This window comes from Halomonas sp. (assembly GCF_029263665.1).
In the GTDB taxonomy this organism is placed as follows: Bacteria; Pseudomonadota; Gammaproteobacteria; order Pseudomonadales; family Halomonadaceae; genus Halomonas.
Window position 1 is genome coordinate 103227 of record NZ_JAJUFQ010000007.1, and the last position, 23366, is coordinate 126592.

The following is a 23366-nucleotide window of genomic DNA, read 5'->3' on the forward strand; positions in this document are numbered from 1 at the left end:
GATGGAAGATCATAGCCTGCCCGGCCAGCACGAACTGACCATGACGGTCTTGATGACCCCTGATATGGCGAATTTCAGTGGCAAGGTTCACGGCGGCGCTATCCTCAAGCTGCTTGATGAAGTCGCCTACGCTTGTGCCAGCCGCTACTCCGGCCATTATGTGGTCACGTTGTCAGTGGATCAGGTACTGTTCAAGCAGCCGATCCATGTGGGGGAACTGGTCACCTTCCTGGCCAGTATCAACCACGTTGGCCGCTCCTCCATGGAAGTCGGGATCAAGGTCGTCGCCGAGAATATCCAGCAGAAGATCATCCGTCATACCAATAGCTGCTACCTGACCATGGTGGCAGTGGACCCGGATGGCCGGCCGGCTCCTGTGCAGCCACTGCAACTGGATACACCTATTCGCAAGCTGCGTTTTGAGAAAGCTGCCCTGCGAAAGAAGCTGCGCAAGCAGGAAGCCGCCGGCGAACTACAGGCACAATCCAGGTTCGACAGCGACGCAACCAACACGTAAGACTATCCATCCAGCAACTAAAAGGGCTGTCCAGTCGAGGGCAGCCCTTTTTATCTGCGCACGTCCATCTTCAACGTATTCAGCAGCACATCAATCAGCGGGTCACAGCAGACAACAGGTATCTATCAGCCGCAGACAAGCGACTCGATGACATCATTGTCGTCCAACTTCACGTTCAGGCGATCTTGACGGAAATCCATGGTCGCCACATCACCAGGACGCAATACTCTCAAAGCCTTGGCACCACTTCCGCCCAATAATTGCTCGTCGAGGCTTGACTGGTACGGGCTACCGACATGCTGCTGAATGGCATCGGCATTGCAAGGTGCCTGAGCCCCCATTTTCGGCGGCATGGGCGCTGGCTCGGATGGTGCTGTCTGGGCGGAAGACTGGCAGCCGACCATACTCACAGCGGCAAGCATCAACAGTCCGGGGAAGAATCGCTTCATGTCTGGCCTCCATTGCCAATAGATGCATTTGCGAAGACTCAGAATATAACGCTTGATAACGGGGGAGCCCAATAGGCTCCCTCGGTCATGCAGAGGAAATATTACGCAAATGGGGTTATTTATTTGCGCTATTCTGGATGGCTTCCCCACCTTTCTCGATATCCTGCCCTACGCCTCTCCAAGTGTTGCAGCCAGTCAGCACTGCCATGGTGAGCAGCGAAATCAATACAAGTGACAACATTCTCTTCATGCTTCCAGCTCCCTTCATTTTTCAAACGGCAACAATGCTTTTATCCATCATGGTGGCACCATGGTCAACTAGCTAAATAACCGACTAGCTGATATTAGCCCCCAATGCCAGCTGCACGGCCTTCGACGTTATCCACAGCCCCTTACAGTAGCAGCCTGAGGATAATCACCACGATGACAGCCAAGGTTAGCCATTTGACCACCATCGCTCCACGAGCGCTCACATTGACCTTCACTGCCAACCAGGCTCCGGTCATGCTTCCCATTGCCAGCACTAAACCATAGCTCCAGCGCACCTGGTCATGCCACAGAAACATGGCCAATGCGGGCAAAGTGTATACCAGCACAATCAGCACTTTAAAAGCATTGACCTGAGCCAGGTCAATCTTGAGCATGCGATACAGCACAATGATGAACAGAATACCCACTCCGACTTGCAGGAAACCGCCGTACACACCGATGGCAAACATGGCGAGATACACGGCTGGAGTCAGCCGGTCTCTGGACAACGGTCGGGTATCCAGTTTGGGCTGAGGCAACATCATGATCACTGCGGCACAACTCATGACCACCACCAGAATATGCTGGAACAGAGCATCACTGATATTCAGCGCTAGCCATACCCCCAATAGAGACCCCACAACGGCAGGCAAGGACAGGCGCAAGCTCAGATCAAGGTGCCGCGAGCCAGCCCGCAAGAAACTGGCAACGGCAGCGACACTTTGAAAAGTGATGGAAACCCGATTGGTGCCATTGGCGACCTGTGGAGGCAAACCGAAGAACATCAACAGTGGCAGTGTCAGCATGGAGCCTCCAGCAGCCAGCACATTGATGAAGCCTGCCACGACACCAATGCCGAGCAAGGCAGTGGCTTCAAATAGCGTCATGGGCGATCCTTGTCCTGTGTTATTGCGATCTCACCAGCGAACTGAGACCCCCTGTCATGAACCACTTTTCCCTGCACCCCCGTCTTGCGGCTGACAGCCATCTCATCACCCACCTGCCCTTGTGCGAACTCAGGTTGATGGATGATGCCCGTTACCCATGGCTGATTCTGATCCCTCGTCGTCCTGCCATCAGCGAGGTCTTCGAGCTGTCCGAACGCGACCAGCAGCAGATGTGGCGTGAAGCTACCCAACTCGGTCAGGCACTGAAACAGCAATACCAGGGAGACAAGATCAACATCGCTACCCTTGGCAATATGGTGGCGCAATTGCATCTCCATGTGATACTGCGTCACCAGGACGACCCCGCCTGGCCTGGCCCAGTATGGGGGCAGGGACAGGCAGAGGTTTACGACGATGCCCGTCTGGAGCAGATCAGCGAAGAGCTTCTGGCACTGGTCGATGATCTTACCCTGGGAGACTAGCCTCCGATCAGCCCACTCCCACCTCTCGGAGCCACCAGTAACGGCAGGCTGCCTGCTCCTTGCTCGGCGTGAAGCAATAGCGACACACCGAGCACACAGATCACCACGCCCCCGGTCAAAGCCACCAGAGGCATGATCCATTCCACAGACCAATGGCGGTGGCTGGCCAGGCGTTGCTCTGCCCAGCCACGCGCCAGGACACTGAGCAGTCCCAGCGTCGAGACGGTGACGGCAGTCCCCAGCGCCATGACCATCACCGCAGCTATCCCCATCAACGGCTGTCCCAGCAGGGTCGTCACTCCCATCAACAGAACGGCGCCGCTGCATGGCCTGGCACCGATGGCCAACACGGTCAGCCAGACAGTCCTTTTCTGCCCGGAGTCGGCAAGATCCTCTGGAGACAGGTGATGATGTCCACCACAGCAGGCATGATCATGATGTTGATGAGCATGATCTTGATGGGAATGGTCTTGATGGAAATGGTGGTCGTGCACATGACCTGCAGGTACTTCAGTTGCACTCCGCCGTAGACGGATGAGGTCGCGTATCGCTCGCAGGCACAGCCACGCTCCCAGCAAGGCCACCAGCACAAAGCTGAGCTGTTCTACCCGGATGACACTGCCCAGCGCCTCACGTGTCAGCCAGCCAAGTACATTAACCAGTACCAGCACGATGGCAATGGCTACCACGCCCTGAACTATCGCTGCAGCAAAGGATAGTCCCAGTGCCTTGCGCCAGCTTCCCGTCCCTTGCCGCTGCGATAGCAGGTAAGTGGACAGCACCGCCTTGCCATGACCAGGCCCAGCAGCATGGAAAATACCGTAGAACAAGCTCAAACCCAGCAGCGTCATCCATGCCTGGGGCGAAGGACTACGATTGACCAGGCTCACTGCCTCAGTCATCTGGCGGTGGAGATCTCCCTGAACGCGATAGATCCAATGACTGACGTCGTCCATAACACCGGATGCCACACCCCAGAACAGCAAGCCACCCAGTACTATCGCCGCGAGCAACAGAAACATCCCTGCCCAACGTATTCCAGCACGGCTTTCCGTACTGCGCGTCTTGGCCATCGCCTTCATCTGCAGTCCACCCGTCCAGTTTCAGCAAAGAACCGACCCAGCCGGGGGTCTCCTGTCTCATCGATATCAAGGCGCGATGCTTCGGCAACTTTCTCTGGATCAGGGTTGGCCTTGACGATCTCATGCTCGCAATTCAGCCTGTCCGGCACCACCAGAGCATTCGGCAACGGCGTCGAGCCGTCATCCTCGGCCTCGTGAACCACCTCAATATAATAAGTCGGGTCATAGACCCGATAACTGAGTCGATGGCCGGCAAGCGTGATGGGTTTGCGCAATGGCAAGCGGAAATGCAGCACAATGCGGTCATTGCTATTCATGACCGTTGCCTCGGTCACTCCCTTGAAAGACAGCGCCTGACCATCCACCTCCGCTTCCGTGAAAAAACCTTGGGGAGCCAGGGTCCGCAGCATGTCGCCGCGAAGTCGATCGAGCGCGACATTCATGCCATCAGGCTCTGCAGCCAGATCCTCAAGCAGCACCAGACTGTAGAAAGGATCCAGCCGCCAGGCCTGCTCGAGTGCTTGCAGACGCCCTTTGTCATCCACCTCAAGACGTACCGACAGGTCAATCCAGCTATGAGGGTGGGCTTCCACCACAACGGGTGCTGCCAATGACAGGACCATCACGATCAGCATGTTCAGAATGCTTCTCACCGCGGATGCTCCCTACCCAGGCGTGACTGCAGGTCGATGAACAGGGGCTCAACCACATTGCTCGGCAAGGCCCTACCCCCCCCCAGGGCTTGTATGGCAATACGGCTGCCGCCGCCAGAATCCTGCGTGACACGTATTTCAACCCGATAACCGGGATAGCGTCCCAGAGCAGCATCAATGCGACCCAGGTTCCCATCGGCCTGGGTAATCACATAACCCCGCTCCATCATCAAAGCGAGACTCTCGTGCAACGCCGCCTGCGGTGTCGCTGGAGTGTGCATTTCTCGCGGTGGCTCCTGTGGTGCCGACGTTGTCGCACACCCCACCAATGAGACCAACAACAGCCCGGACAACGCCAGCCTTCTCATCCACCTCATTACGGCGCCTCCCCAGTGTTGTCCATACTGCTCCCGGAGCTGTTCATGGGTGTCATGTCCTGACGCAGGGCGACACAGAAGTTCGCATCGGATGCGCTGCGGAACTCACGCAGATCACCATTCCAGTCGAACAGGCGGATATCTCGACTGACGCGGACCTCACTATCGCTGAGCGCCACGGATACACGCTCTATGCGCGTAGCATCATCCATCCCCCAACCCCAGCCACCGAAGCCCACTCCGACGCCGCTGCCCACGCTGACACCGCGCCCTACCCCGATCCCAATCCCGACCCGAGGCCGAATCGCATCAGCATTGTGGTAGATGGCACGCTCAGCATGCTCGGCATAGACCACCCCCAGATCCGTGTCAGTGTCACGGATCAGAAAGTCTCGCTTCTCAAGTGCAGTGGCCACGTCGTTGAGATCCAGTGATCCAGGAATGATGCTCCAATGGCATTCTGCAGCGGGGTCCGGCTCGGCCATCGGCAGGCTCGTCGGGGTTGCCTGGCAACCAGCCAAGGCGACGGCCGCCAGCGATGCCAGTGGGAAAAATTTGGGCAAGCGCATCACGACCTCCATGGAGCGGCTATGAAATACTTCCCCAGAGTCTACGCTGTCCCACGCCATCGGGAAACGCATCAACGGGCAGATGACACTCGTCGCAAATAGATGAGATATACATATGGAAATATTTTCCATAAAGTAGTCTCCATATGATGCCTGGCCTAGGCACAGAGAACACAAGTAAAGAGAACAACGCTAAGAGCGAGTCGCCTTATGAACCTGCTTATCTGCCCCGATAGCTACAAGGATGCCCTGTCTGCCCGAGATGCTGCCCGAGCCATCGCAGAAGGCGCCAGGCGCGTCGACCCTGCCATCGGTATCGACGAATGTCCGCTGGCGGACGGCGGTGAAGGTAGCCTGGATGCACTGCTTGCCTCTACTGGTGCTGAACGACGTATCGCAACCGTTCAGGATGCCTTAGGACGTTCTTGTGAGGCCGCCTGGGGCTGGCACCCCGAATCTCGCACTGCCTATGTCGAACTTGCTGAAGCCAGTGGACTGCAGGCTTTGACACGAGAAGAGCGCACTGCCCTGCACAGCACCACCCATGGAGTAGGGGAACTCATCCGCGCGGCACTGGACAGTGGCGCTCAGCGTCTGCTGGTCACTCTTGGTGGCAGTGCCACCAATGATGGAGGAGCCGGAATGCTGGTGGCCTTGGGCGCGCGTCTGCTTGATGCTCAAGGCAAGCCCTTGCCCCCCGGTGGCGCTGCTCTGGAACAGCTCGCCCACTTGGATCTGTCGGAGCTTGATCCCCGACTGGCCGATATCGAAGTAGAGGCCGCCGTGGACGTGGACAATCCTCTGCTGGGAGAGCGCGGAGCAAGCGCCATCTTCGGCCCTCAGAAAGGTGCCAGCCCAGCAGATGTGGCACGCCTGGATGCCGCTCTGTGTCACTTTGCCGATCATGCCAGCCAGTTACTGAATGAAGACCATCGCGAACAGCCCGGCACCGGTGCCGCTGGCGGCATGGGCTTCGCTGTTGCGACCTTCTTGCGTGGGCGTCTACGGCCTGGCATCGAGATGATCATGGAGCAGGCGAACATGGAACAACGCCTAGCCAAGGCAGATCTGGTCATCACCGGAGAAGGCCAGCTCGATGGCCAGAGTCTGTCCGGCAAGACTCCCATCGGGGTATCGCGCGCGGCCAGTGCCAGACATATCCCTGTCATTGTGCTGGCAGGGCGCATGGCTCCAGGCTGGCAGGCTGCCTTGCAGGAAGGCGTCAGCGCTGCCTTTGCCTTGGCCGATGGCCCCATGGACCTGGATGAGGCCCTGTCTCGTTGCGCAGAGTTGCTGAGTGACCGCACCGAGAATCTCGTGCGGACCATCTACGCCACGTGTCGCCACTGAAGCTCGTACAAGTCAGGCCTCGTACAAGTCAGGATCGAGAAAGCCAGAACCCTGAAAACCTGCACTATGAAAATCTGCACTATGAAAACATAGGCTGTGCGAACAGGTTACCCATGGCGGCAGTTTGATATTGTTCATATGCACAACCGGTCGCGCGCTGACGGCCCAGAGGTGCTGCCAAATGTCGCAAGCAAATGTCATGCAATCCAGCTATGGTTGCGATACACGGAATTGGCTTTTCTGTCGTCAGTATCACAGATAGACTCAACCGCAGAACATGATCAAGGAGGCAATGCATGAGCGACACTAACGCTATCGGTCTACATCAGGGCAGCGCCAGCGATCTGGCCGCCAAGCTTAATGAGCTGCTGGCCAACTATCAGATTTTCTACATGAACGTGCGTGGCTATCACTGGAACGTGAAGGGCCCCAACTTCTTCGAACTGCACGAGAAGTTCGAAGAGTTCTACACCGACCTATTAGCCAAGGTCGATGAAGTGGCCGAACGTATCCTGACCCTGGGCCACAAACCGGTACATGCCTACAGCGACTACACCACCTTGTCGCGTATCAAGGAAGACAAGGACGTGCATGATGGTGAAGCCTGTGTGCGAGGCGTCCTGTCTGGTTTCCAGACCCTGATCGAATTCCAGCGCGAAATCCTCTCCGTGGCTTCCGATGCCGATGACGAGGGCACCGCTTCTCAGATCAGCGACTATATTCGCGAACAGGAAAAGACCGTGTGGATGCTGGGCGCCTATCTCGGCTGATACCCGACACACATCGGCTCTAGCACGAGATCTGGATCGAAGTACTAGTCCATGTACTAGGTCTAAAAGCACCAGGTCTAAAAGCACCAGGTCTAAAAGCACCGAGCCTAAAAGTACCAAGCCCACCTCGACCGGTGGGCTTGTTCATTTCATGGTCTCAGGGCGTGCTGTCATCAGGCGGTTCATCGGAACTTTTTCCAGGCGCCAGCGCATCGGCTTCCGCCGCACGCCGCAATGTCGCCGGCAGCGGTTTCTTCATGCGTGCCCCCAGACGCTCAAGCTCAACGGCCTGAGCCACCAGGCTGCCCTGCCCCCTGGACAGACGATTGATGGCCTGATGATGGCTATCCCGGGCGCGTTCGAGGTGCTTGCCGACATCTTCCAGACTTTCTGCAAAGCCAGAGAACTTGGCCAGCAAGCGTTCAGCCCGCGCCACGATCAAGCGTGCATTGTCATTCTGGCGTTCCATGCTCCATAGTCCAGCCACGGTACGCAGGCTGGCCAGCAGGGTGGTGGGTGTCACCACCACCACCTGGCGTTCAAAGGCTTCCTGGAATAACGAGGGATCACGCTCGAAGGCCGCGGCAAATGCCGGCTCTATCGGTACGAACAGAAACACGAAATCGGGCGAGTTGAGTCCAGGCAAGGCAGGATAGTCTTTGGCGGCAAGACCACGGATATGGCTGCGCAGGGACTGCAAGTGAGCGCTCATGGCTGTTTCCCGCTCACTGTCGTCCTCCGCATTCACGACTCGCGTCCAAGCACTCAATGAAACCTTCGCGTCGACGATCAGGTGACGCTCTTGAGGCAGGTAGATCACTGCGTCCGGGCGCTGTCGGCCCTGCTCTCCACTGAGAGAGACCTCACGTCGATATTCGATGTCGGGGCGCAATCCACTGCGTTCCAGCACCGTTTCCAACATCAGTTCACCCCAGCCCCCCTGGGTTTTCTGATCCCCCTTGAGCGCTCGAGCCAAACCCGCCGCCTCTTCACCAAGACGGGCATTGAGGCCTGCCAGTTGTTCGATCTGGGTCTTGAGCGAGATGCTTTCGCGGCTATGCTGGCCTGTCAATTCCTCGACCCTGCGGCGAAATTGATCCACCTGCTCGCGAAATGGCCGGAGCAGTGCTTCCAGCCCCTCACGACTCTGAGCCTGAAAGGTCTGCTGACGTTCCTCGAAGATACGTCCGGCGAGTTGCTGGAATTCGTTCTTGAGTCGCTCCCGGGATTCTTCCAGCAATGCCAGGCGTTCACGGTGATGTTCCTTCAACTGCTCACGCTCCGCCTCCAGGCGCACATTGCGCTCCCTGGCTTCGGTATGACGCAGGCGAGTCTCGTCGAGAGCATCCTGCAGGCTTTGCAGCTGCTCGCGGCAAGCATCCAACTGGACATCGCTGGCAGCCAGCTCCTGCTCGAGCTGACGAGTCTTCTCATCACGCTCCTGCAGGCGAGCCTGCAGCATTTCAGCCTGTTGTCGGGCCTTGAACAAATGCTTGCGCCCCTGCCACCAGGCCAGCGCCCCCACGCCGGCCAACACCGAGACACCCCCTAACAGCGATAGCAGGATGGACAGGAGAGGCCCCGAGGGATCGACGATACCCATCACTTCAAACCGGACTCCGTGCCAGATCGGTGATCAACGCCTTGAGCAAGCCATAGAATTCTGCCACTGAAGCGATCTCGACACGCTCGTCAGGGGAGTGAGCACCGCGAATCAACGGCCCGAAGGAAATCATTTCCAGATGGGGGTACTTTCCGCCCAGAATGCCGCATTCGAGCCCCGCGTGAATGACCTTGACCTCAGGTTCACAGCCAAGCCGAGTGCGATGCAACTCACAAAAACGCTGGAGCAATGCGCTATCAGGTTGAGGTGTCCAGCCGGGATAGCCATTCTCTACCCGAGTATGAGCGCCAATCAGTTCGAACAGAGCCCGAAAGCGCTCCGCTATATCGGCAGTGGCGCTGTCGCGCAGAGAGCGCACCAGAGCACACAAATGGAAACGACCGTCGGCAAGTTGCACCACACCAAGGTTGTTGGACGTTTCGACCACATCCGGAACTTCGACACTCATGCGCTCGACACCACAAGGCGCCGCATGCAGCGCAGCGATCAGCAGACGGCTGGCCTGACGCGCGAGAGCATTTTCGGGTGTCTCATCGGCAATCTTCAGGCTCAGGGAGAGTGCATCATCGATCCCTGACAGCTCCGCCTGAATATCCGCTTCCAGCGCTGCCACCCGTGACCTGGCTGCATCAATCTCGTCCCGGGGCAATACGATGGTGGCAAAAGCTTCCCGGGGCAGTGCATTGCGTAGCGTACCACCGTGGTAACTTGCCAGGCGGGCGCCGCAGGCATCCAAGGCACGTAGCACCCGAACCAGCAGGCGGTTGGCATTCCCCAGTCCCTTGTGAATATCGATGCCGGAATGACCACCGCGCAGGCCGGTCAGGGCCAGCGTCATGGCCACTTCATCCTCCGCTAGTGGCTCCTGAGGTAATTGCGCCTCTACATTGACGTCAGCACCACCCGCACAGCCGATATACACTTGACCACGATCCTCGGAATCGAGGTTGAGCAACAACTTGCCTTCCAGCCATCCCTCAGCCAGGTTCAACGCCCCGCCCATGGAGCTTTCCTCTTCCAGGGTGAACAGCGCCTCCAGCGGACCATGCACAATACCCTCGTCTTCAAGGGCCGCCAGGGCCGCCGCTACACCGATGCCATTATCGGCACCCAAGGTGGTATGACGCGCCTTCAGCCAGCCATCACGGATCTCTGTGTCGATAGGATCCTGAGTGAAATCATGGGAGGAATTGGCATTGGCCTGCGCCACCATATCCAGATGGCCCTGGAGAATCACACCAGGAGCCTGCTCAAACCCAGGACTCGCCGGTTTACAGATACGCAGGTTACCGTAGGCATCGCGATCATGATCCAGGCCCCGCTCTTCCGCCCACTGCTCCAGCTTGGCCAACAGCGCCGCTTCATGGCCAGAAGGACGAGGTGTATTACACAGTGTGCGGAAGTGGCGCCACAGAATGGCCGGAGACAGACTTTCAAGATGTGCGTTCATAGCGCCTTTAATATTGACCTGAAGATATTGACCTGATTCAGAATAGGGAGATGCAATTTAAAGAATTTTCCCCAAGTTTGAAGGCACTCTACCCTTGCTGATACCGCTTGGAAAGACTATCAAGCCCGTCCAGCAGCGCTGCCACTGTGCTACGCCGCCATTGCTTGACCTGAGCCCTGCCTGTCAGTGACAGCGCATGTGCCAAGGCTGCCTCATCACGTCCCTGGAAAGCCCAGGCCGCCAGCCATTGAGCATCGACCGTTGTCAGGCAACCTGCGCCCGCCGCCGTCATTACCAGGTTCTGGATAGCCGGACGTGCCAGTGCCGGTTCACGGCCGCCTGCCACCACATCGTTCAGATCCTGCCGTTGGATTGCGCTGATACAAGCCTGCGGCTCTCCTGCCTCTCGCTCTCCCGCGACAGCCTCCAACAATATCGCCACCAAGGCAGGAGAGAGAGTACGCAGTTCAAACGCCAGCAATCCTGGCAACTGGCACTGGAATCGCCGGGCAAGACGCTCGCTCAGCATGTATCCATGCTCGGAGCATGGATGAACCACCATGACGGCATGCTCACCGGTGGCTGCCTCGCGCGTCAGCCCCAGTCGCACAATGCGGTAGCCCTGGTTGAGCCAGAAGGACAACAACTCTGGATCAGCTCCGAAACTGGCCCCCAACAGGTCAATGCCATCATGTTCAGCCTGCTTCCGGGCCGCTTCCAACAACCGGCTTCCACCTCCTTGCCTGCGCATCTCGGGATGCACGGCGATACGGCTGATTCGCCTGACACGTGCAGTGAGCGCTTCTCTTTCACCTGCATGCACGGCCAAGGACTGGGCCAGGAGATGTCCCCGTGGACGCCGTTCACCACGCGCCACGGCCTCGGCCAGCTCAGCCTCGAAGCCGCCTTCATCCAGACTGACGATGACTCCGGCAGGGGTGCTGGGCTCCCCCAGCAGCATCAAGTGACCACCAGGGGCATCAAGCAATGCACGGAGATCTGCTGGCGTGGTGCGATAGTGGGCCTGAACCAACAAACCGAACAATCTGGCCAGGGCCACTTCATTAGTCACCAGTTGATCGGAATCGAACAGACATATGGGCAATCGGCCTGGCTGGGAGACTGCATCATCGCCAGTGATATCCCCCGGTTCCGCATCCAGTAGCAACAGACGTGACGTGACAATTTCCAGAGGGTCTCCCTGAGCCCAGCGTACTGGTGTTTTCAGATGCAAGCTGCGCCATTGCGGCGTCAGCTCATCGAGACGCCGTCGAAAGCGCAGAGCAAAGCCCCTCCCGGAACCTTCATAGCCATGCTCCGTGGTAGCAAAGGCGATGCGGGGGAAAGCCAGCAGCCACTCAGCCAGCAAGGCAGCAGGAATCGCCGCCGCTTCGTCCACCAGCAGCAAGCGATGCTGAGTCTTCATGCCGCCGTGAGAATGCCTGCCAGTGCTGCTCTCTTGCCGGTCGAAAGACTTGTCGATCCCAGACACCATGGCGGATAACGCATCGGGCGCCATGAAGCGTACGCTGCCACCCGTTGCCTCGAACGCGTTGGCGCTACGCTCCCCCTGGGGACACAGTGCAGCCAGACGTTCAAACACAGGGGCTACCGCATCCAGTCGTGGAGCCGTCAGTACGATATCCAGCTCCTCATGCCTGGCAGCAGCCTTTTCCAGCAGACGTGCACAGGCAATTCCCAATGCGGAAGACTTGCCTCGTCCACGATCGGCGGTCAGAACGAAAGGACGACGACGCTTGAGCCGAGTCAGGTTGTCGACCGCCTGTGCCTGATCCAGAGTCAGGCACTCCTCATCCTGCACAGGCTCGGACTGCGTGACACTGCCAGCGGGGACATCCTGACATTTCAGCGACTGCCCCGAGCGCCAGCAGGCAATTCCGGGCAACTGCTGGGCCAGCTCCGCCAACCGCGAGTGAAAGCGCCGCAGATAGCGGCTGGTCATCTGTTCCGGTGTCCATGGATATGCCGCCAGACGCGCATAGTCCGCATCCGGCCTGGCACCACCATCATCTGGTGTGAGCAATACCAGAACCCCTCCCGCGACCAGAGTTCCCGCAAGCGCTCCCAACGCATCAGGATCCAGCCCATGCCCCGGCGACAGCGCATCAATCACGACCAGGTCATGCTCGCTTCCCAGCCGGGTCCGCGCCTTGGCCGGAGACAGCCTTGAGCGGGGTTCAATAAACAGACTTGAGCGGGGGGCAATAGATCGACTTGAGCGAGGGTCAATAGGCTCACTTGAGCTGGCGGGATCTCCTCCTACCCACAACGGCGCCTGCCAATTGCCCTGCAACCACCAACCCCTGACCCCTGCCAAACATGCATCCGCTTCACCGGCAGCCCCCGTGACCCATACAAGACCTCGCCAGCGTCGTTCGGAAAGGCTATGTCGCCAGGACTCCAGCCTGTTGATTTCAAATGACGAAGAACACTGCGACATAGGGATCCCGTTAATCAACTTTGGTCTAATTTAAGCGAGTGTTTAAACGCTGAAATAACAGCACCGATACAGCAAAGATAACGACAAAAACCCTCATTTATCTGATATATCGACATCTTTTCCTCCACACCAGCCACTCTCGAGGAGATTCATCTCAATCGCATCAGCCACCAAGGGAGCATCGAACAGAATTCTCGCCCCGTGCTAGCTTGATGTTGCAAGCCAAACGGTCCGGACACCTTGGCACCATCATCAATGGTCGAACCACATTCCGGAAACCCGAGGCCCTGCGCCATATCATCAGTGCAGAACCCAGTACGAATAACAAATCATCACTTGTACAAGACAAGGACAAGGGGAGCACAACAAACAATGAACAAGTTTACCTTGACGGGTCTGGCTGCGGGCATCGCCCTGGCCACCCTTTCCAGCCACGCAATCGCCCAGGAAAAGTGGACCATGACCACCACCTGGCCGGATAACCTGGACCTGATCCAGATCGACCGTCACTGGGCCGAGCTGGTCAATCAACTTGCCGGCGACGAGGTCCAGATCGAATTCTATGCCGGAGGCACCCTGATGCCAGGTACCGAGGTCTTCGATGCTACCGAAAGCGGCAGCATCCAGGCTTCCGGTGACTGGCCCGGCTACTGGGCTGGTCGCAGCCCAGCATTCTCGCCACTGGCGACCACTACCAGCCTGTTCAATGGCGTCGACTACCTGAACTGGATCAACCAATGGGGAGGTTTCGATCTCTACCAGGAAGTCTACGGCCAGTTCAACATGGTCTATCTGCCCTACGGCATCACCAACAATGAGTCAGGGTTCCGTGGCGGCACACCCATCGAAAGTCTGGCAGACCTCAAGGGCAAGCGCCTGCGACTGTCCGGTCGTGATCAGGGACGTGTGCTGGAGCAACTTGGCGGTTCCCAGGTCACCTTGGCCGGTGGCGAGATCTATCAGGCCATCGAGCGCGGTGTCGTCGATGGCGCAGAGTTCTCCACACCCGGTGTCGATTACAAGGCCGGGTTCTCCGAGGTTGCCGACTACTGGATGACACCCGGCTGGCACCAGTCCGCCAGTGTGTTCGGGGTGATGATCAACAAGGAGGCCTGGGACGCCCTGTCAGAGGAAACCCAGGAAAAGCTGAAGATCGCCGCCCAGGCAACCATGGCCTGGTCACTGGCCTGGTCCGAGAAAGAGTCCACCAATGGCACGGCCAAGTTCCTCGCAGACGGCACCACCATCCATCAGCTGTCCGAGGATGACCTGGCCAAGATTCAGGACATCACCAACGAGGTGATTGTGCAAGGTGCCTGCGAAGACCCCATGCATGCCAAGATCTATCATTCGATGATCAGCTATCTGCAGGACTACGCACAATGGCGCGACATCTCGGTGCCTTACAACATGAGCCGAGTGACCGACAATCTACCGTCACTGGAAGACATTGAAGCCTGCATGAACAAGTAGCCTACAGGCCACCGTCATGGCCCATGGTTTATTGCTCGGTGATGGCCGATGGCACTGCCTGCCAGTCCGTCGGCCACCCATCTGAGACTCCTCATCTTTTGAGGCCATCCAGGCAGATGCTGACTTCACAGGACCTCCCCTCATGAACAATATTGCCAAGGCCATCGACTGCCTGAACGAATGGTTCGGTCGCCTGATCGCGCCATTGATCGCAGTCATCACCATGGTGGTGGTCTATGACATAGCCAGCCGCTTCTTCATAGGCCGACCCAGCGACTGGGCCTTCGACGTCACCACCATGCTGTTCGGCACCCACTTCATGCTGCTGGCCGCCTATGGACTGCGTCATCACGCCCACGTGGAAGTGGACGTTCTCAAGCGCCTGCTGTCACGGCGTGGGCGTGCATGGATCGATATCCTCGGTTATCTGATCTTCTTTACACCATTCATCGTGATGTTCCTTGCCTATAGCTGGAAGTTCTTCGAACGCTCCTGGAGTCGTTCTGAATCCACCTATGGCATCGTTTCCATTCCGGTCTACCCGGTGAAAGCTGTCCTGGTCATTGCGGCAGTGCTGATTCTGCTCCAGGCCATCGCCATCGTGATACGTGCCATCAATGAACTGCGTGGCACACCGGCAGAGGGAGATGTCCGATGAGTCCAGAAATGCTCACTATATTCATGTTCGGCGGGCTGATGGTGGGTCTGTTCATGGGACATCCTCTGGCCTTCGTTCTCGGAGGAACTGCCGTCCTCGGGGCCTGGTTCGGCCCTGGTCCCCAAGTGCTCGGCATCATCATCAACAACATCTATGGCCGCGCCATGGACAACTATGTCCTGGTTGCCATTCCACTGTTCATTCTGATGGCACGCTTTCTCAATGACTCGGGCGTCACCGAGAAGATGTTCGAGAGCATGCGATTATTGCTGGGCCAAGTGCGGGGCGGCCTTGCGTTGACCGTGGTCATTGTCTCCGTCCTGCTGGCGGCCACCACCGGCATCGTCGGAGCCTCCATTGCCGTGATGGGGTTGATTGCCCTGGCGCCGATGCTCAAGTACGGCTACCACAAGGGCCTGTCTGCGGGAGTGATCATGGCCAGTGGTTGTCTCGGCATCCTGATCCCGCCAAGTATCATGCTGATCCTGATGGCCAGCTATTCCCCGGTATCCGTAGGCGCCCTGTTTGCAGGTGCACTGATTCCCGGCCTGTTGCTGGGTGCCCTGTACGCGCTTTTTGTGCTGGCAGTGTGCATGATCAAGCCCAGCTATGGTCCTCCGGTCGCCATTGCCGAACGCGCTCAGATCAGTCGCGGCCAGATGTGGCTGATGATGGGAAAATATGTCCTGCCGCCAATGAGCTTGATCCTGGGGGTACTGGGTGCGCTGTTCACCGGCATCGCAACGGCCACCGAGGCTTCCGCCATCGGCGTGACTCTGGCGTTCATCCTGTTCCTGATCTTTGGCGATCGTAAACTGTCCACCTGCTACAGAACCTTCATCGAGGCCGGCAAGACCACCACCATGGTGATGTTTGTCCTGGTCGGTGCAACCGCCTTCACCGGTGTCTTTTCCATCGGCGGTGGCATGGATGTGATCAGTGAACTGGTACTGGCCATGCCTGGTGGTACCACAGGGGCGTTGATCCTGATGTTCCTGCTGGTCTTCGTGCTGGGCATGTTCCTCGACTGGACCGGGATCGTCTTGCTGAGCTTTCCGATCATGTTGCCGATCGTCCAGACCATGGGCGTCGACATGCTGTGGTTTGTGGTGATGGTGGCGGTGGTATTGCAGACTTCCTTCCTCACGCCACCTTTCGGCTATGCCCTGTTCTATCTCAAGGGAGTGGCACCACCTGAGGTGCAGACACTCGACCTGTACAAGGCGGTAATTCCCTTCTGCATCCTGATCATGCTGGCCTGCATACTGATGGCCTTGTTCCCCTGGCTGATTACCGGACTACCCGCCATATTGCTGGGATACGGTTGATTCAAGTCAAGGCTTTGTGCGAAAAGTCGACGAGCGATGATCAGGCAAGGCGGAATTGATCGAAAAAGCGGAGTTTACGGGGGTAAATGAGCATTTTGAGATCGACTGACTCGCTTCGCTCGCCCTTCGGCTGTTGCCTCCGCTTCGCTCCAGCTCAACGCAGCATGAACAAGCGCAGACACTTTTCGCACAGAGCCTAGGGCCCTGCCGACAGGTGCGGCTCTAGGCTTTACAGGCTCTGGTGATTATCATGCGCTGATGCCTTTCTGGAGTTCGCCTGTTGTCCACTCACCCGGTTTCTGCGCCTTCGGCTCGCCTGCGTCGTTCATTCTCCACCTGGACATGGCTGACCTTTGCGGTTGCGGCTGTGGTCGCCCTGCCTGTACTGGTGATTCTGGGGCATATCCTGGTTCCTGCAGGCGATATCTGGAGTCACCTGGCCGCTACGGTACTTCCTCGCTATCTGACCAACACCCTGCTGCTGGTGCTCGGTGTGGGGTTTGGCACTCTGGTGATCGGCACGGGGACGGCCTGGCTGGTCGTCATGTGCCGCTTTCCGGGCAAGCGCCTGTTTGAATGGGCCATGCTGCTGCCACTGGCAGTGCCGACCTATGTCATTGCTTATGCCTATACCGATTTCCTGCAGTACTCAGGGCCACTGCAAAGCGCACTGCGCGAAGCCTTTGGCTGGTCTAGGGGAGATTACTGGTTTCCAGATATCCGCTCGTTACCCAGTGCTGCCATCCTGGTCACTCTGGTGCTCTACCCCTATGTCTATATGCTGGCTCGTGCTGCCTTTCTCGAACAATCGGTATGCATGCTGGATGTCGGGCGTTCTCTCGGGCGAGGGCCCTGGCAGATGTTCACCCAAGTTGCCGTTCCCTTGGCTCGCCCCGCGTTGGTCGGCGGGGTTTCCCTGGCGCTGATGGAGACGCTGAATGAGTTTGGCGCCATGCAATATTTCGGCGTTGATACCTTCACCACTGGCATCTATCGCACCTGGTTCGGACTCGGCGAACAGGTTGCAGCCGCTCAGTTGGCGGCCTGCCTGCTGGCCTTTGTCATCCTGCTGGTATTGCTCGAGCGCTGGTCCCGGGGCAAGCGTCGCTACCATCACACCTCCCATCGCTATCAGCAGTTGCCCGAGTATCGTCTGACGGGAATTCGCGCTTTTGGTGCCAGCCTTGCCTGCACATTGCCGGTGTTGATCGGCTTCGTCGCTCCCTGCCTGTTGCTCGCAGAAATGGCGCTAAGCAAAGGTGACAGCGTGCTCGGTGGTGCCTTCCTCGAATACGCCGGCAACAGCCTGATGCTGGCACTGATTGCTGCGGCAGTGGCCGTAGGCATGGCCGTCATCCTGAGCTATGGCGCTCGCCTGATGCCTGGCCAGTTGACACGCACCGCTACCCGCATTGCGGCGCTGGGTTACGCCATCCCCGGTTCCGTGGTAGCCGTCGGTATCCTGATTCCCTTTGCCTGGATCGACAATCACCTCAACCAGTTGTACAAGGGCTACACCGGCGAAGTGTTCGGGCTGCTCTTCAGTGGCACTGCATTCATCTTGATCTATGCCTATGTCGTGCGCTTCCTTGCCGTATCCTTCAATGCAGTGGAAGCCAGCCTGGAGAAAGTCACACCATCGATGGATGCCGCTGCACGCACGCTGGGCGAAACGGCCACCGGCACACTGCGCAAGATCCATACCCCCATCATGCGCGGCAGCCTGCTGGCAGCAGCGATCCTGGTATTCGTCGATGTGATGAAGGAGTTGCCTGCCACCATCATCCTGCGCCCATTCAACTTCGACACTCTGGCGGTACGCGCCCACAACCTGGCAGCCGACGAGCGCCTGGCTGAAGCATCCACGGCCTCTCTGGCCATCGTCGCGGTAGGGATCATCCCGGTGATTCTGTTGAGTGTGGCCATGCGCAAGTCACGCCCAGGACAGCAAAAGTCCTGAGCGTTGCATGACTCCAGAGGGCTTGGTCCTGGAGAACATGCTCCCAGAGAACATAGACCAGGAGAGGTGCAGATTAATCTGCATTTCTAGTCGGCAGGAAAGACAAACGCCTGAGAGGGATCCAGGCTGACTTGAACGGCCTGGCCTTCTTCGGGCAGGAACACTCCCGGCATACGAGCGTGCAAGTGTGCTTCCTGGCCATCGATGCCATGGACACAGATATGCAGCAGACTGGAGCGACCCAACAGACGCGCTATCAACACATGGCTGTGATGGTCATGAGGTACATCGCTCTTGATCTCCACGACTCGCAGAGCTTCAGGACGCACCAGTACCTGTACACGACTGCCCTCTGCCAGTTTCGTGGCTACAGGTCCTACTGCAGTATGCACGAAGCCATTTTCCACGACGCCTTCCAGATGATTGACCTCGCCAAAGAAGGTCACCACAAAGGGATCCTGGGGATGGCAGTATAGTTCCAGAGGAGTACCGACCTGCACAATTCGCCCATCGCGCATCAGCACGATGCGATCGGCCATGAACATGGCCTCTTCCGGATCATGCGTTACCAGCAAGGTGCCGGCGCCAACTTGCTTGAGCACATGCAAGGTGTCGTCGCGAATGCGGTCACGCAACCGTGCATCCAGGCTGGAGAACGGCTCATCCAGCAGCATCAACTGCGGGGAAGGTGCCAGGGCCCGTGCCAGAGCAACACGCTGCTGCTGTCCACCGGACAAGGTGTGGGGAAAGGCATCGGCATAGGCCGCCATGCCAAGTTGATCAAGTAGCTGCATGGCACGCATGCGGCGCTGCTTTGGAGGTAGTGACTTGAGCCCAAAGGTGACATTGTCCAGCACGCTCAAGTGGGGGAACAAGGCTGATTCCTGGAACGCCAGGCCGACACTGCGCCTTTCCGGGGGAACATGAGGCATTCCCTGTGCGGCCAACGTCTGGCCATTGAAACGCAGCTCTCCCTGCTGCAACTCCTCAAGCCCCGCCACCACCCTCAGCAATGTGGTCTTTCCACAACCCGAAGGCCCCAGCAAGCACAACACCTCACCTTGGTGCATCACAAAGGACACATCATCCACGGCCACGCTGCCAGCGCTCCCCTGGGTGTATCGATGTCGGACACCATGAACTTCCAGCAATGGAGAAGCGCTCTGATCGCTTGGCTCATCATCCAGCACATCGGCAATCGTCGAGGTTGCCTCCAGCGTGGTTATTATCATGATTGTGGCCACCATTTACTTGTGGAACGCGAAGAAAGTGTATTCATGACCGCTGAGGTCGTGAGCAAGAAGCTCCCATGCTAGCGCGATTGACGCCGCCTCGGCGACAGGCTATGAATAGTAACGCGGAATTACATTGATTTTCATTTAGCAAAATAACGATCTCTTCTGGAGGTGGTACGCATGTTCCACATTTCCCGCCTTGCGGTGGCCATTGCTCTATCGAGTGCAGCCAGTCTTGCCTATGCCGAAGGTAGCGTGAACATCTACTCTGCCCGGCATTACGACTCTGACCAGGCTCTCTACGATGCCTTCACCAAGGAAACCGGCATCGAAGTCAATGTCCTTGAGGGCGATTCCGATCAACTGATCCAGCGCATCGAGCGGGAAGGGGAAGCCAGCCCGGCAGACATCATGATGACAGTGGATGCTGCACGCCTGTGGCGCGCGGAAGAGGATGGCGTATTTGCATCCGTCGATTCCCCCATACTCAACGAACGTTTGCCAGAAAACATGCGCCACCCCGAAGGCAAGTGGTTCGGTTTCAGCCAGCGCGTGCGGGTATTCTTCTACAACCCGGACACCATCGATCCCGAACAGATTTCCACTTACGAGTCCTTGGCCGATCCAGATCTCAAGGGCAAGGTCTGCATCCGCTCCTCCAACAATGTCTATAACCAGTCGCTGCTGGCCTCCATGATCGAGCACGATGGCGCAGAAGGTGCCGAGAAATGGGCTCAGGGCGTGGTAGACAACATGGGCCGCCCGCCTGAAGGCGGCGACCGCGACCAGATCAAGGCCGTGGCCGCTGGCGAGTGCGACGTGGCCGTCAGTAACCACTACTACTACGTGCGCATGCTGAATTCTGATGATGCCAGCGAGAAGGAAGCCGCCGAGAAGGTCAAGATCCTGTTCCCGAACCAGGGTGAAGGTGACCGTGGCGTTCATGTCAACGTCGGTGGTGCCGGACTGGTGGAAGGCGCACCCAACCACGACAATGCCATCAAGTTCCTCGAATTTCTGGCCTCCGATGAAGCTCAGGAACTGTTTGCCCAGGGCAACTATGAATTCCCGGTGGTAGAAGGCCTGCCAATCAATGAAACACTGGCCTCCTGGGGCGAGTTCAAGAAAGACGACGTCAATGTCAGCGTACTGGGCGCCAACAATCCCGAAGCCGTGAAGATCTTCGACCGCGTCGGATGGCGTTGATGGCACTGACGCCTGACGCCTGACGTTATAACGGAAACAACCGTTACTCCCAGAACGCTACTTGAGTATTTCCCATATACAACGACGCTCCAATGCAACAGCGCCCACGCCAAATGGCGTGGGCGCTGTTCATGGTGAGCGTCAATCAGTGCCTATTGCGCTCTCTTTTCCTCATCGGCCAGCGGCATGGCATCGGCGGCCCGCTGGAAAACGCTCAATGCGCCCATGCGGCGGCCTCGGTCATTGATAAAGGTTTCCAGTGTCACCACCGCATCGGTATCTGCACGAGAGAACACTACCCGGTCATCCCCAGGCGTTCCCGTCCACTCGCTACCGAGACACTGTCCCAGCGCTTCGCTTCCCGCCGCCAAGGCACCGCGCGGATCTTCGACCTGCAGCCTACCGAAGCATACGTAATGATCAGGGCGCTGCGCCGAAGTAATCACACAGGCATTGTGAAAGGCCTGGACATCGGTCTCCCAACTGCGTGTCAGACGAGTGTCGGTAAAACGGCCCTTGATATCCTTGAAGCCATTCGCCGCGCTGGCAACGGCCTGGTTGAGCGCCGCACAATCGAAAAGGTCAGCCGCCTGCTGCGGCGTGGTGGTGGTGACACATCCCGCCAGGCTCAGTCCTGCCATGACCAGGCTGGCCCTGATAAAGATTCCCCGTGTCATATCCTTGTCTCCGACCGATAGCCGTGTCCATCACGACCTTGATGAGGTAACCAGGATCACACCATAGCATTATGCCGACATACCTCGCATGCGCCATGTCACCTATCCCTCTATCTATTCGATCACAGAGCTTGAGACAGCGTAATTTCGCCACACCCAGAAAAAGACCCGCGTCGGAGAGCGCGGGTCCAGGGGAATACAAGACGGCCGGATTCATCACCAGCCTGATATCTCATTCCATGGTGATATCAGGCATCCTGTTGGCCACTCGGCAAGGCATGGGCATCGACTTCTTTCTGGAAGACGCTCAACGTGGCGACGCGATGATGACGATCATTGAGGAAAGTCTCCAGCGTCACCACGGTATCCGTTCCTTGGCTCCGGTACATGGCACGCCCAGCACCCACCGAGGCCTTCCAGTCGCTACCAAGACATTGCCCCAGTTCTTCACTGGCGATGGCAAGGGCGTTTCCAGGATCCTTGATATCGATGCGTCCAAAGCATTCATAGTGATCTGGACGCTGTGCCGAAGTAATCACGCAGGCGTCATGAAAGGCCTGCACGTCGGTGTTCCAACTACGTGTCAGGCGCGTTTCCTTGAACTGGCCTTTGATGTCATCAAAGCCATTGTCAGCACTGGCAACAGCCTGCTTGAGTTCTGCACAGTTGAACAGCGCCGCCACATGCTGTGGCGTAGCAGTGGTGACACAGCCAGACAGGCTCAGGGCGCTGGCCACAGCCAGTCCCGTCCAGGTGAGGGTTTTCCGCGTCATTTCCTTGTCTCCATGCGATAGCCGTGCCCGTCACGACCCGGGGACGTTACCATGCAACGTCATCGCACCTCGCCGATATGCCTCCCATGCGCCGCGCTCCATACCTCATATTGATCCGCTGGCAGGAACAGCGTCCGGTACGCCATACTCGTCTGCGCTCATCCACGCCTTTCCTCTTCTGCCAGGGTTTCACTCAGCATTTCTGCAAACAGGGCCAGAGCCGGTGACATGGGGCGTTCCCTGGCCACACAGATATCCAGCCTGGCATCCGCTATCTGGTGATCGGACAGTGGGCGAAAAACCAGCTCGCCAAGCTGGGCTTCCCGTACGATATCCAGAGGATTGAGAAAGGCAATCCCCAGGCCGGCACGGGCCAGGGACTTGATGCTCAGCACACGACTGCACTCAGCAAAGGTGCTGAATGCCACCTGATGGTGGGCCAGGGTCTGCTCCAGAGTCGAGCCGCGATACATGTCCTTGTCAGGAAGAATGACGCAGTATTCAGCACAGTCCTTGAGCTTCACTTCCTTCTGCCTGGCCAGAGGGTGATCTGGCGTCATGACAGCACCGAAGCGAAAGGTAGCACTGCGTAGCGTACGAACACGAGGGTTAGGAGAAGCGTTCACGCAGATTCCAATATCCGACTCCCCCGACACAATACGCTCCACAATGACATCCGTCAGACAGGTCAGCAGTTCGAAACGTACTTGGGAATAACGCTGTTTGAAGCGCTGCATGACAGCAGGCAAGGTGAGGTCGGTCATCGACTCGACACTGGCGACACGAATCTCGGCACAGCCAGCACCACGAATCTCATCGAACACGCCGAGAATCTGGCGCTCATCGCGTTGCCATTGACGCACTTGATAGAGCAGCAATTCTCCTGCAGATGATAACCGCATGCCGCGCGGCAGGCGCTCGAAAAGCGGCACCTCAAGCTCTTCCTCCAGCTTGAGAATCTGACGATTGACTGCCGAAGCCGCTACATGGAGCCGCTCGGCAGCCTTGCGCAATGATCCCTGACGCGCCACCTCCTCGAAGTAACGCAAAGCGGTTGTCATCAGCGGCATGATGCTTCCTCCAGCTCGTGCATGATCCTGTCACCCGTTTCTATCATCGATATGACAAAAGCCCCA

At 57.8% G+C, this 23366-nt stretch carries 23 protein-coding genes; 9 read left to right on the top strand and 14 right to left on the bottom strand.

All coding sequences use genetic code 11. The features are described from left to right. The first annotated feature begins 1 nt into the window (after position 1). Entirely contained in the window at positions 2 to 517 is a 516-nt protein-coding gene (locus tag Q1K07_RS09625; RefSeq protein WP_300310182.1) for an acyl-CoA thioesterase, read from the top strand. A 125-nt stretch (positions 518 to 642) separates the two neighbouring features. Here the strand turns inward: Q1K07_RS09625 and Q1K07_RS09630 are convergent, their stop codons facing one another. From Q1K07_RS09630 to Q1K07_RS09640, 3 genes are all read right to left on the bottom strand, one after another. Continuing rightward, positions 643 to 966: an I78 family peptidase inhibitor gene (locus Q1K07_RS09630; RefSeq protein WP_300310184.1), complete on the bottom strand. Its 324-nt coding sequence runs from the start codon at positions 964 to 966 to the stop codon at positions 643 to 645. A gap of 115 nt (positions 967 to 1081) precedes the next feature. Further along, entirely contained in the window at positions 1082 to 1234 is a 153-nt protein-coding gene (locus Q1K07_RS09635) for an entericidin A/B family lipoprotein (RefSeq protein WP_366945057.1), read from the bottom strand. A gap of 124 nt (positions 1235 to 1358) precedes the next feature. After that, complete coding sequence (locus tag Q1K07_RS09640; RefSeq protein WP_300310188.1) at positions 1359 to 2102, bottom strand: sulfite exporter TauE/SafE family protein; 744 nt, start codon at positions 2100 to 2102, stop codon at positions 1359 to 1361. Between the two features lie 56 nt (positions 2103 to 2158). On the opposite strand from Q1K07_RS09640, the gene Q1K07_RS09645 reads away from it, so the two are divergent. Then, positions 2159 to 2584: an HIT family protein gene (locus tag Q1K07_RS09645; protein ID WP_300310189.1), complete on the top strand. Its 426-nt coding sequence runs from the start codon at positions 2159 to 2161 to the stop codon at positions 2582 to 2584. Here Q1K07_RS09645 and Q1K07_RS09650 read toward each other — a convergent pair. From Q1K07_RS09650 to Q1K07_RS09665, 4 genes are read right to left on the bottom strand one after another with little or no spacing between them, the layout of a single operon-like run. Further along, positions 2581 to 3666 carry a nickel/cobalt transporter gene (locus Q1K07_RS09650; protein WP_300310191.1) on the bottom strand — a complete coding sequence of 362 codons (1086 nt, stop codon included), beginning with the start codon at positions 3664 to 3666 and terminating at the stop codon, positions 2581 to 2583. The genes Q1K07_RS09645 and Q1K07_RS09650 overlap by 4 nt on opposite strands. Beyond that, the gene (locus Q1K07_RS09655) at positions 3663 to 4319 is read right to left on the bottom strand and encodes a DUF1007 family protein (protein WP_300310193.1); all 657 of its coding nucleotides are present in this window, start codon (positions 4317 to 4319) and stop codon (positions 3663 to 3665) included. Before Q1K07_RS09655 ends, Q1K07_RS09650 begins: the two co-directional genes overlap by 4 nt. Continuing rightward, entirely contained in the window at positions 4316 to 4696 is a 381-nt protein-coding gene (locus tag Q1K07_RS09660; protein WP_300310195.1) for a hypothetical protein, read from the bottom strand. The genes Q1K07_RS09655 and Q1K07_RS09660 overlap by 4 nt, the downstream gene beginning before the upstream one ends. After that, complete coding sequence (locus Q1K07_RS09665) at positions 4696 to 5265, bottom strand: hypothetical protein (RefSeq protein ID WP_300310197.1); 570 nt, start codon at positions 5263 to 5265, stop codon at positions 4696 to 4698. Before Q1K07_RS09665 ends, Q1K07_RS09660 begins: the two co-directional genes overlap by 1 nt. Positions 5266 to 5475: 210 nt before the next feature. Here Q1K07_RS09665 and Q1K07_RS09670 point away from each other — a divergent pair, with 210 nt between their 5' ends. Both Q1K07_RS09670 and Q1K07_RS09675 read left to right on the top strand, forming a co-directional pair. Continuing rightward, on the top strand, positions 5476 to 6615 hold the full coding sequence (locus Q1K07_RS09670; protein ID WP_300310199.1) for a glycerate kinase: 1140 nt from the start codon (positions 5476 to 5478) through the stop codon (positions 6613 to 6615). A gap of 296 nt (positions 6616 to 6911) precedes the next feature. Beyond that, positions 6912 to 7385 (top strand): Dps family protein, encoded by a 474-nt coding sequence (locus tag Q1K07_RS09675; RefSeq protein WP_300310201.1) that lies wholly within the window; start codon positions 6912 to 6914, stop codon positions 7383 to 7385. A 157-nt stretch (positions 7386 to 7542) separates the two neighbouring features. On the opposite strand, the gene rmuC is transcribed toward Q1K07_RS09675, so the two are convergent. The 3 genes from rmuC to Q1K07_RS09690 form a co-directional block, all read right to left on the bottom strand. Continuing rightward, positions 7543 to 8988, bottom strand: a complete 1446-nt coding sequence (gene rmuC / locus Q1K07_RS09680) for a DNA recombination protein RmuC (protein ID WP_300310203.1) — start codon at positions 8986 to 8988, stop codon at positions 7543 to 7545. A gap of 4 nt (positions 8989 to 8992) precedes the next feature. Beyond that, on the bottom strand, positions 8993 to 10459 hold the full coding sequence (locus tag Q1K07_RS09685) for an aminoacyl-histidine dipeptidase (protein ID WP_300310205.1): 1467 nt from the start codon (positions 10457 to 10459) through the stop codon (positions 8993 to 8995). Positions 10460 to 10547: 88 nt separating this feature from the next. Further along, complete coding sequence (locus Q1K07_RS09690) at positions 10548 to 12920, bottom strand: GNAT family N-acetyltransferase (protein ID WP_300310207.1); 2373 nt, start codon at positions 12918 to 12920, stop codon at positions 10548 to 10550. Between the two features lie 372 nt (positions 12921 to 13292). Here Q1K07_RS09690 and dctP point away from each other — a divergent pair, with 372 nt between their 5' ends. The 4 genes from dctP (at position 13293) to Q1K07_RS09710 (ending at position 18339) form a co-directional block, all read left to right on the top strand. Beyond that, positions 13293 to 14393 carry a TRAP transporter substrate-binding protein DctP gene (dctP, locus tag Q1K07_RS09695; RefSeq protein WP_300310209.1) on the top strand — a complete coding sequence of 367 codons (1101 nt, stop codon included), beginning with the start codon at positions 13293 to 13295 and terminating at the stop codon, positions 14391 to 14393. A gap of 142 nt (positions 14394 to 14535) precedes the next feature. Then, entirely contained in the window at positions 14536 to 15051 is a 516-nt protein-coding gene (locus tag Q1K07_RS09700; protein WP_300310212.1) for a TRAP transporter small permease subunit, read from the top strand. After that, complete coding sequence (locus Q1K07_RS09705; protein WP_300310214.1) at positions 15048 to 16379, top strand: TRAP transporter large permease subunit; 1332 nt, start codon at positions 15048 to 15050, stop codon at positions 16377 to 16379. The genes Q1K07_RS09700 and Q1K07_RS09705 overlap by 4 nt, the downstream gene beginning before the upstream one ends. A 346-nt stretch (positions 16380 to 16725) precedes the next feature. Continuing rightward, on the top strand, positions 16726 to 18339 hold the full coding sequence (locus Q1K07_RS09710; RefSeq protein ID WP_300310385.1) for an iron ABC transporter permease: 1614 nt from the start codon (positions 16726 to 16728) through the stop codon (positions 18337 to 18339). Between the two features lie 86 nt (positions 18340 to 18425). Here the strand turns inward: Q1K07_RS09710 and Q1K07_RS09715 are convergent, their stop codons facing one another. Continuing rightward, positions 18426 to 19571 carry an ABC transporter ATP-binding protein gene (locus Q1K07_RS09715; protein ID WP_300310216.1) on the bottom strand — a complete coding sequence of 382 codons (1146 nt, stop codon included), beginning with the start codon at positions 19569 to 19571 and terminating at the stop codon, positions 18426 to 18428. Positions 19572 to 19754: 183 nt separating this feature from the next. Between Q1K07_RS09715 and Q1K07_RS09720 the strand changes: the two genes are divergently transcribed. Next, positions 19755 to 20780, top strand: coding sequence for a Fe(3+) ABC transporter substrate-binding protein (locus Q1K07_RS09720; protein WP_300310218.1), 1026 nt, complete (start codon positions 19755 to 19757; stop codon positions 20778 to 20780). A 152-nt stretch (positions 20781 to 20932) separates the two neighbouring features. Here Q1K07_RS09720 and Q1K07_RS09725 read toward each other — a convergent pair whose 3' ends face one another. The 3 genes from Q1K07_RS09725 to Q1K07_RS09735 form a co-directional block, all read right to left on the bottom strand. Next, positions 20933 to 21457 carry a hypothetical protein gene (locus Q1K07_RS09725; protein WP_300310219.1) on the bottom strand — a complete coding sequence of 175 codons (525 nt, stop codon included), beginning with the start codon at positions 21455 to 21457 and terminating at the stop codon, positions 20933 to 20935. Positions 21458 to 21705: 248 nt separating this feature from the next. Beyond that, on the bottom strand, positions 21706 to 22230 hold the full coding sequence (locus Q1K07_RS09730) for a hypothetical protein (protein ID WP_300310221.1): 525 nt from the start codon (positions 22228 to 22230) through the stop codon (positions 21706 to 21708). 158 nt (positions 22231 to 22388) lie between these two features. Next, positions 22389 to 23300, bottom strand: a complete 912-nt coding sequence (locus Q1K07_RS09735; protein ID WP_300310223.1) for a LysR family transcriptional regulator — start codon at positions 23298 to 23300, stop codon at positions 22389 to 22391. Positions 23301 to 23366 lie beyond the last annotated feature (66 nt).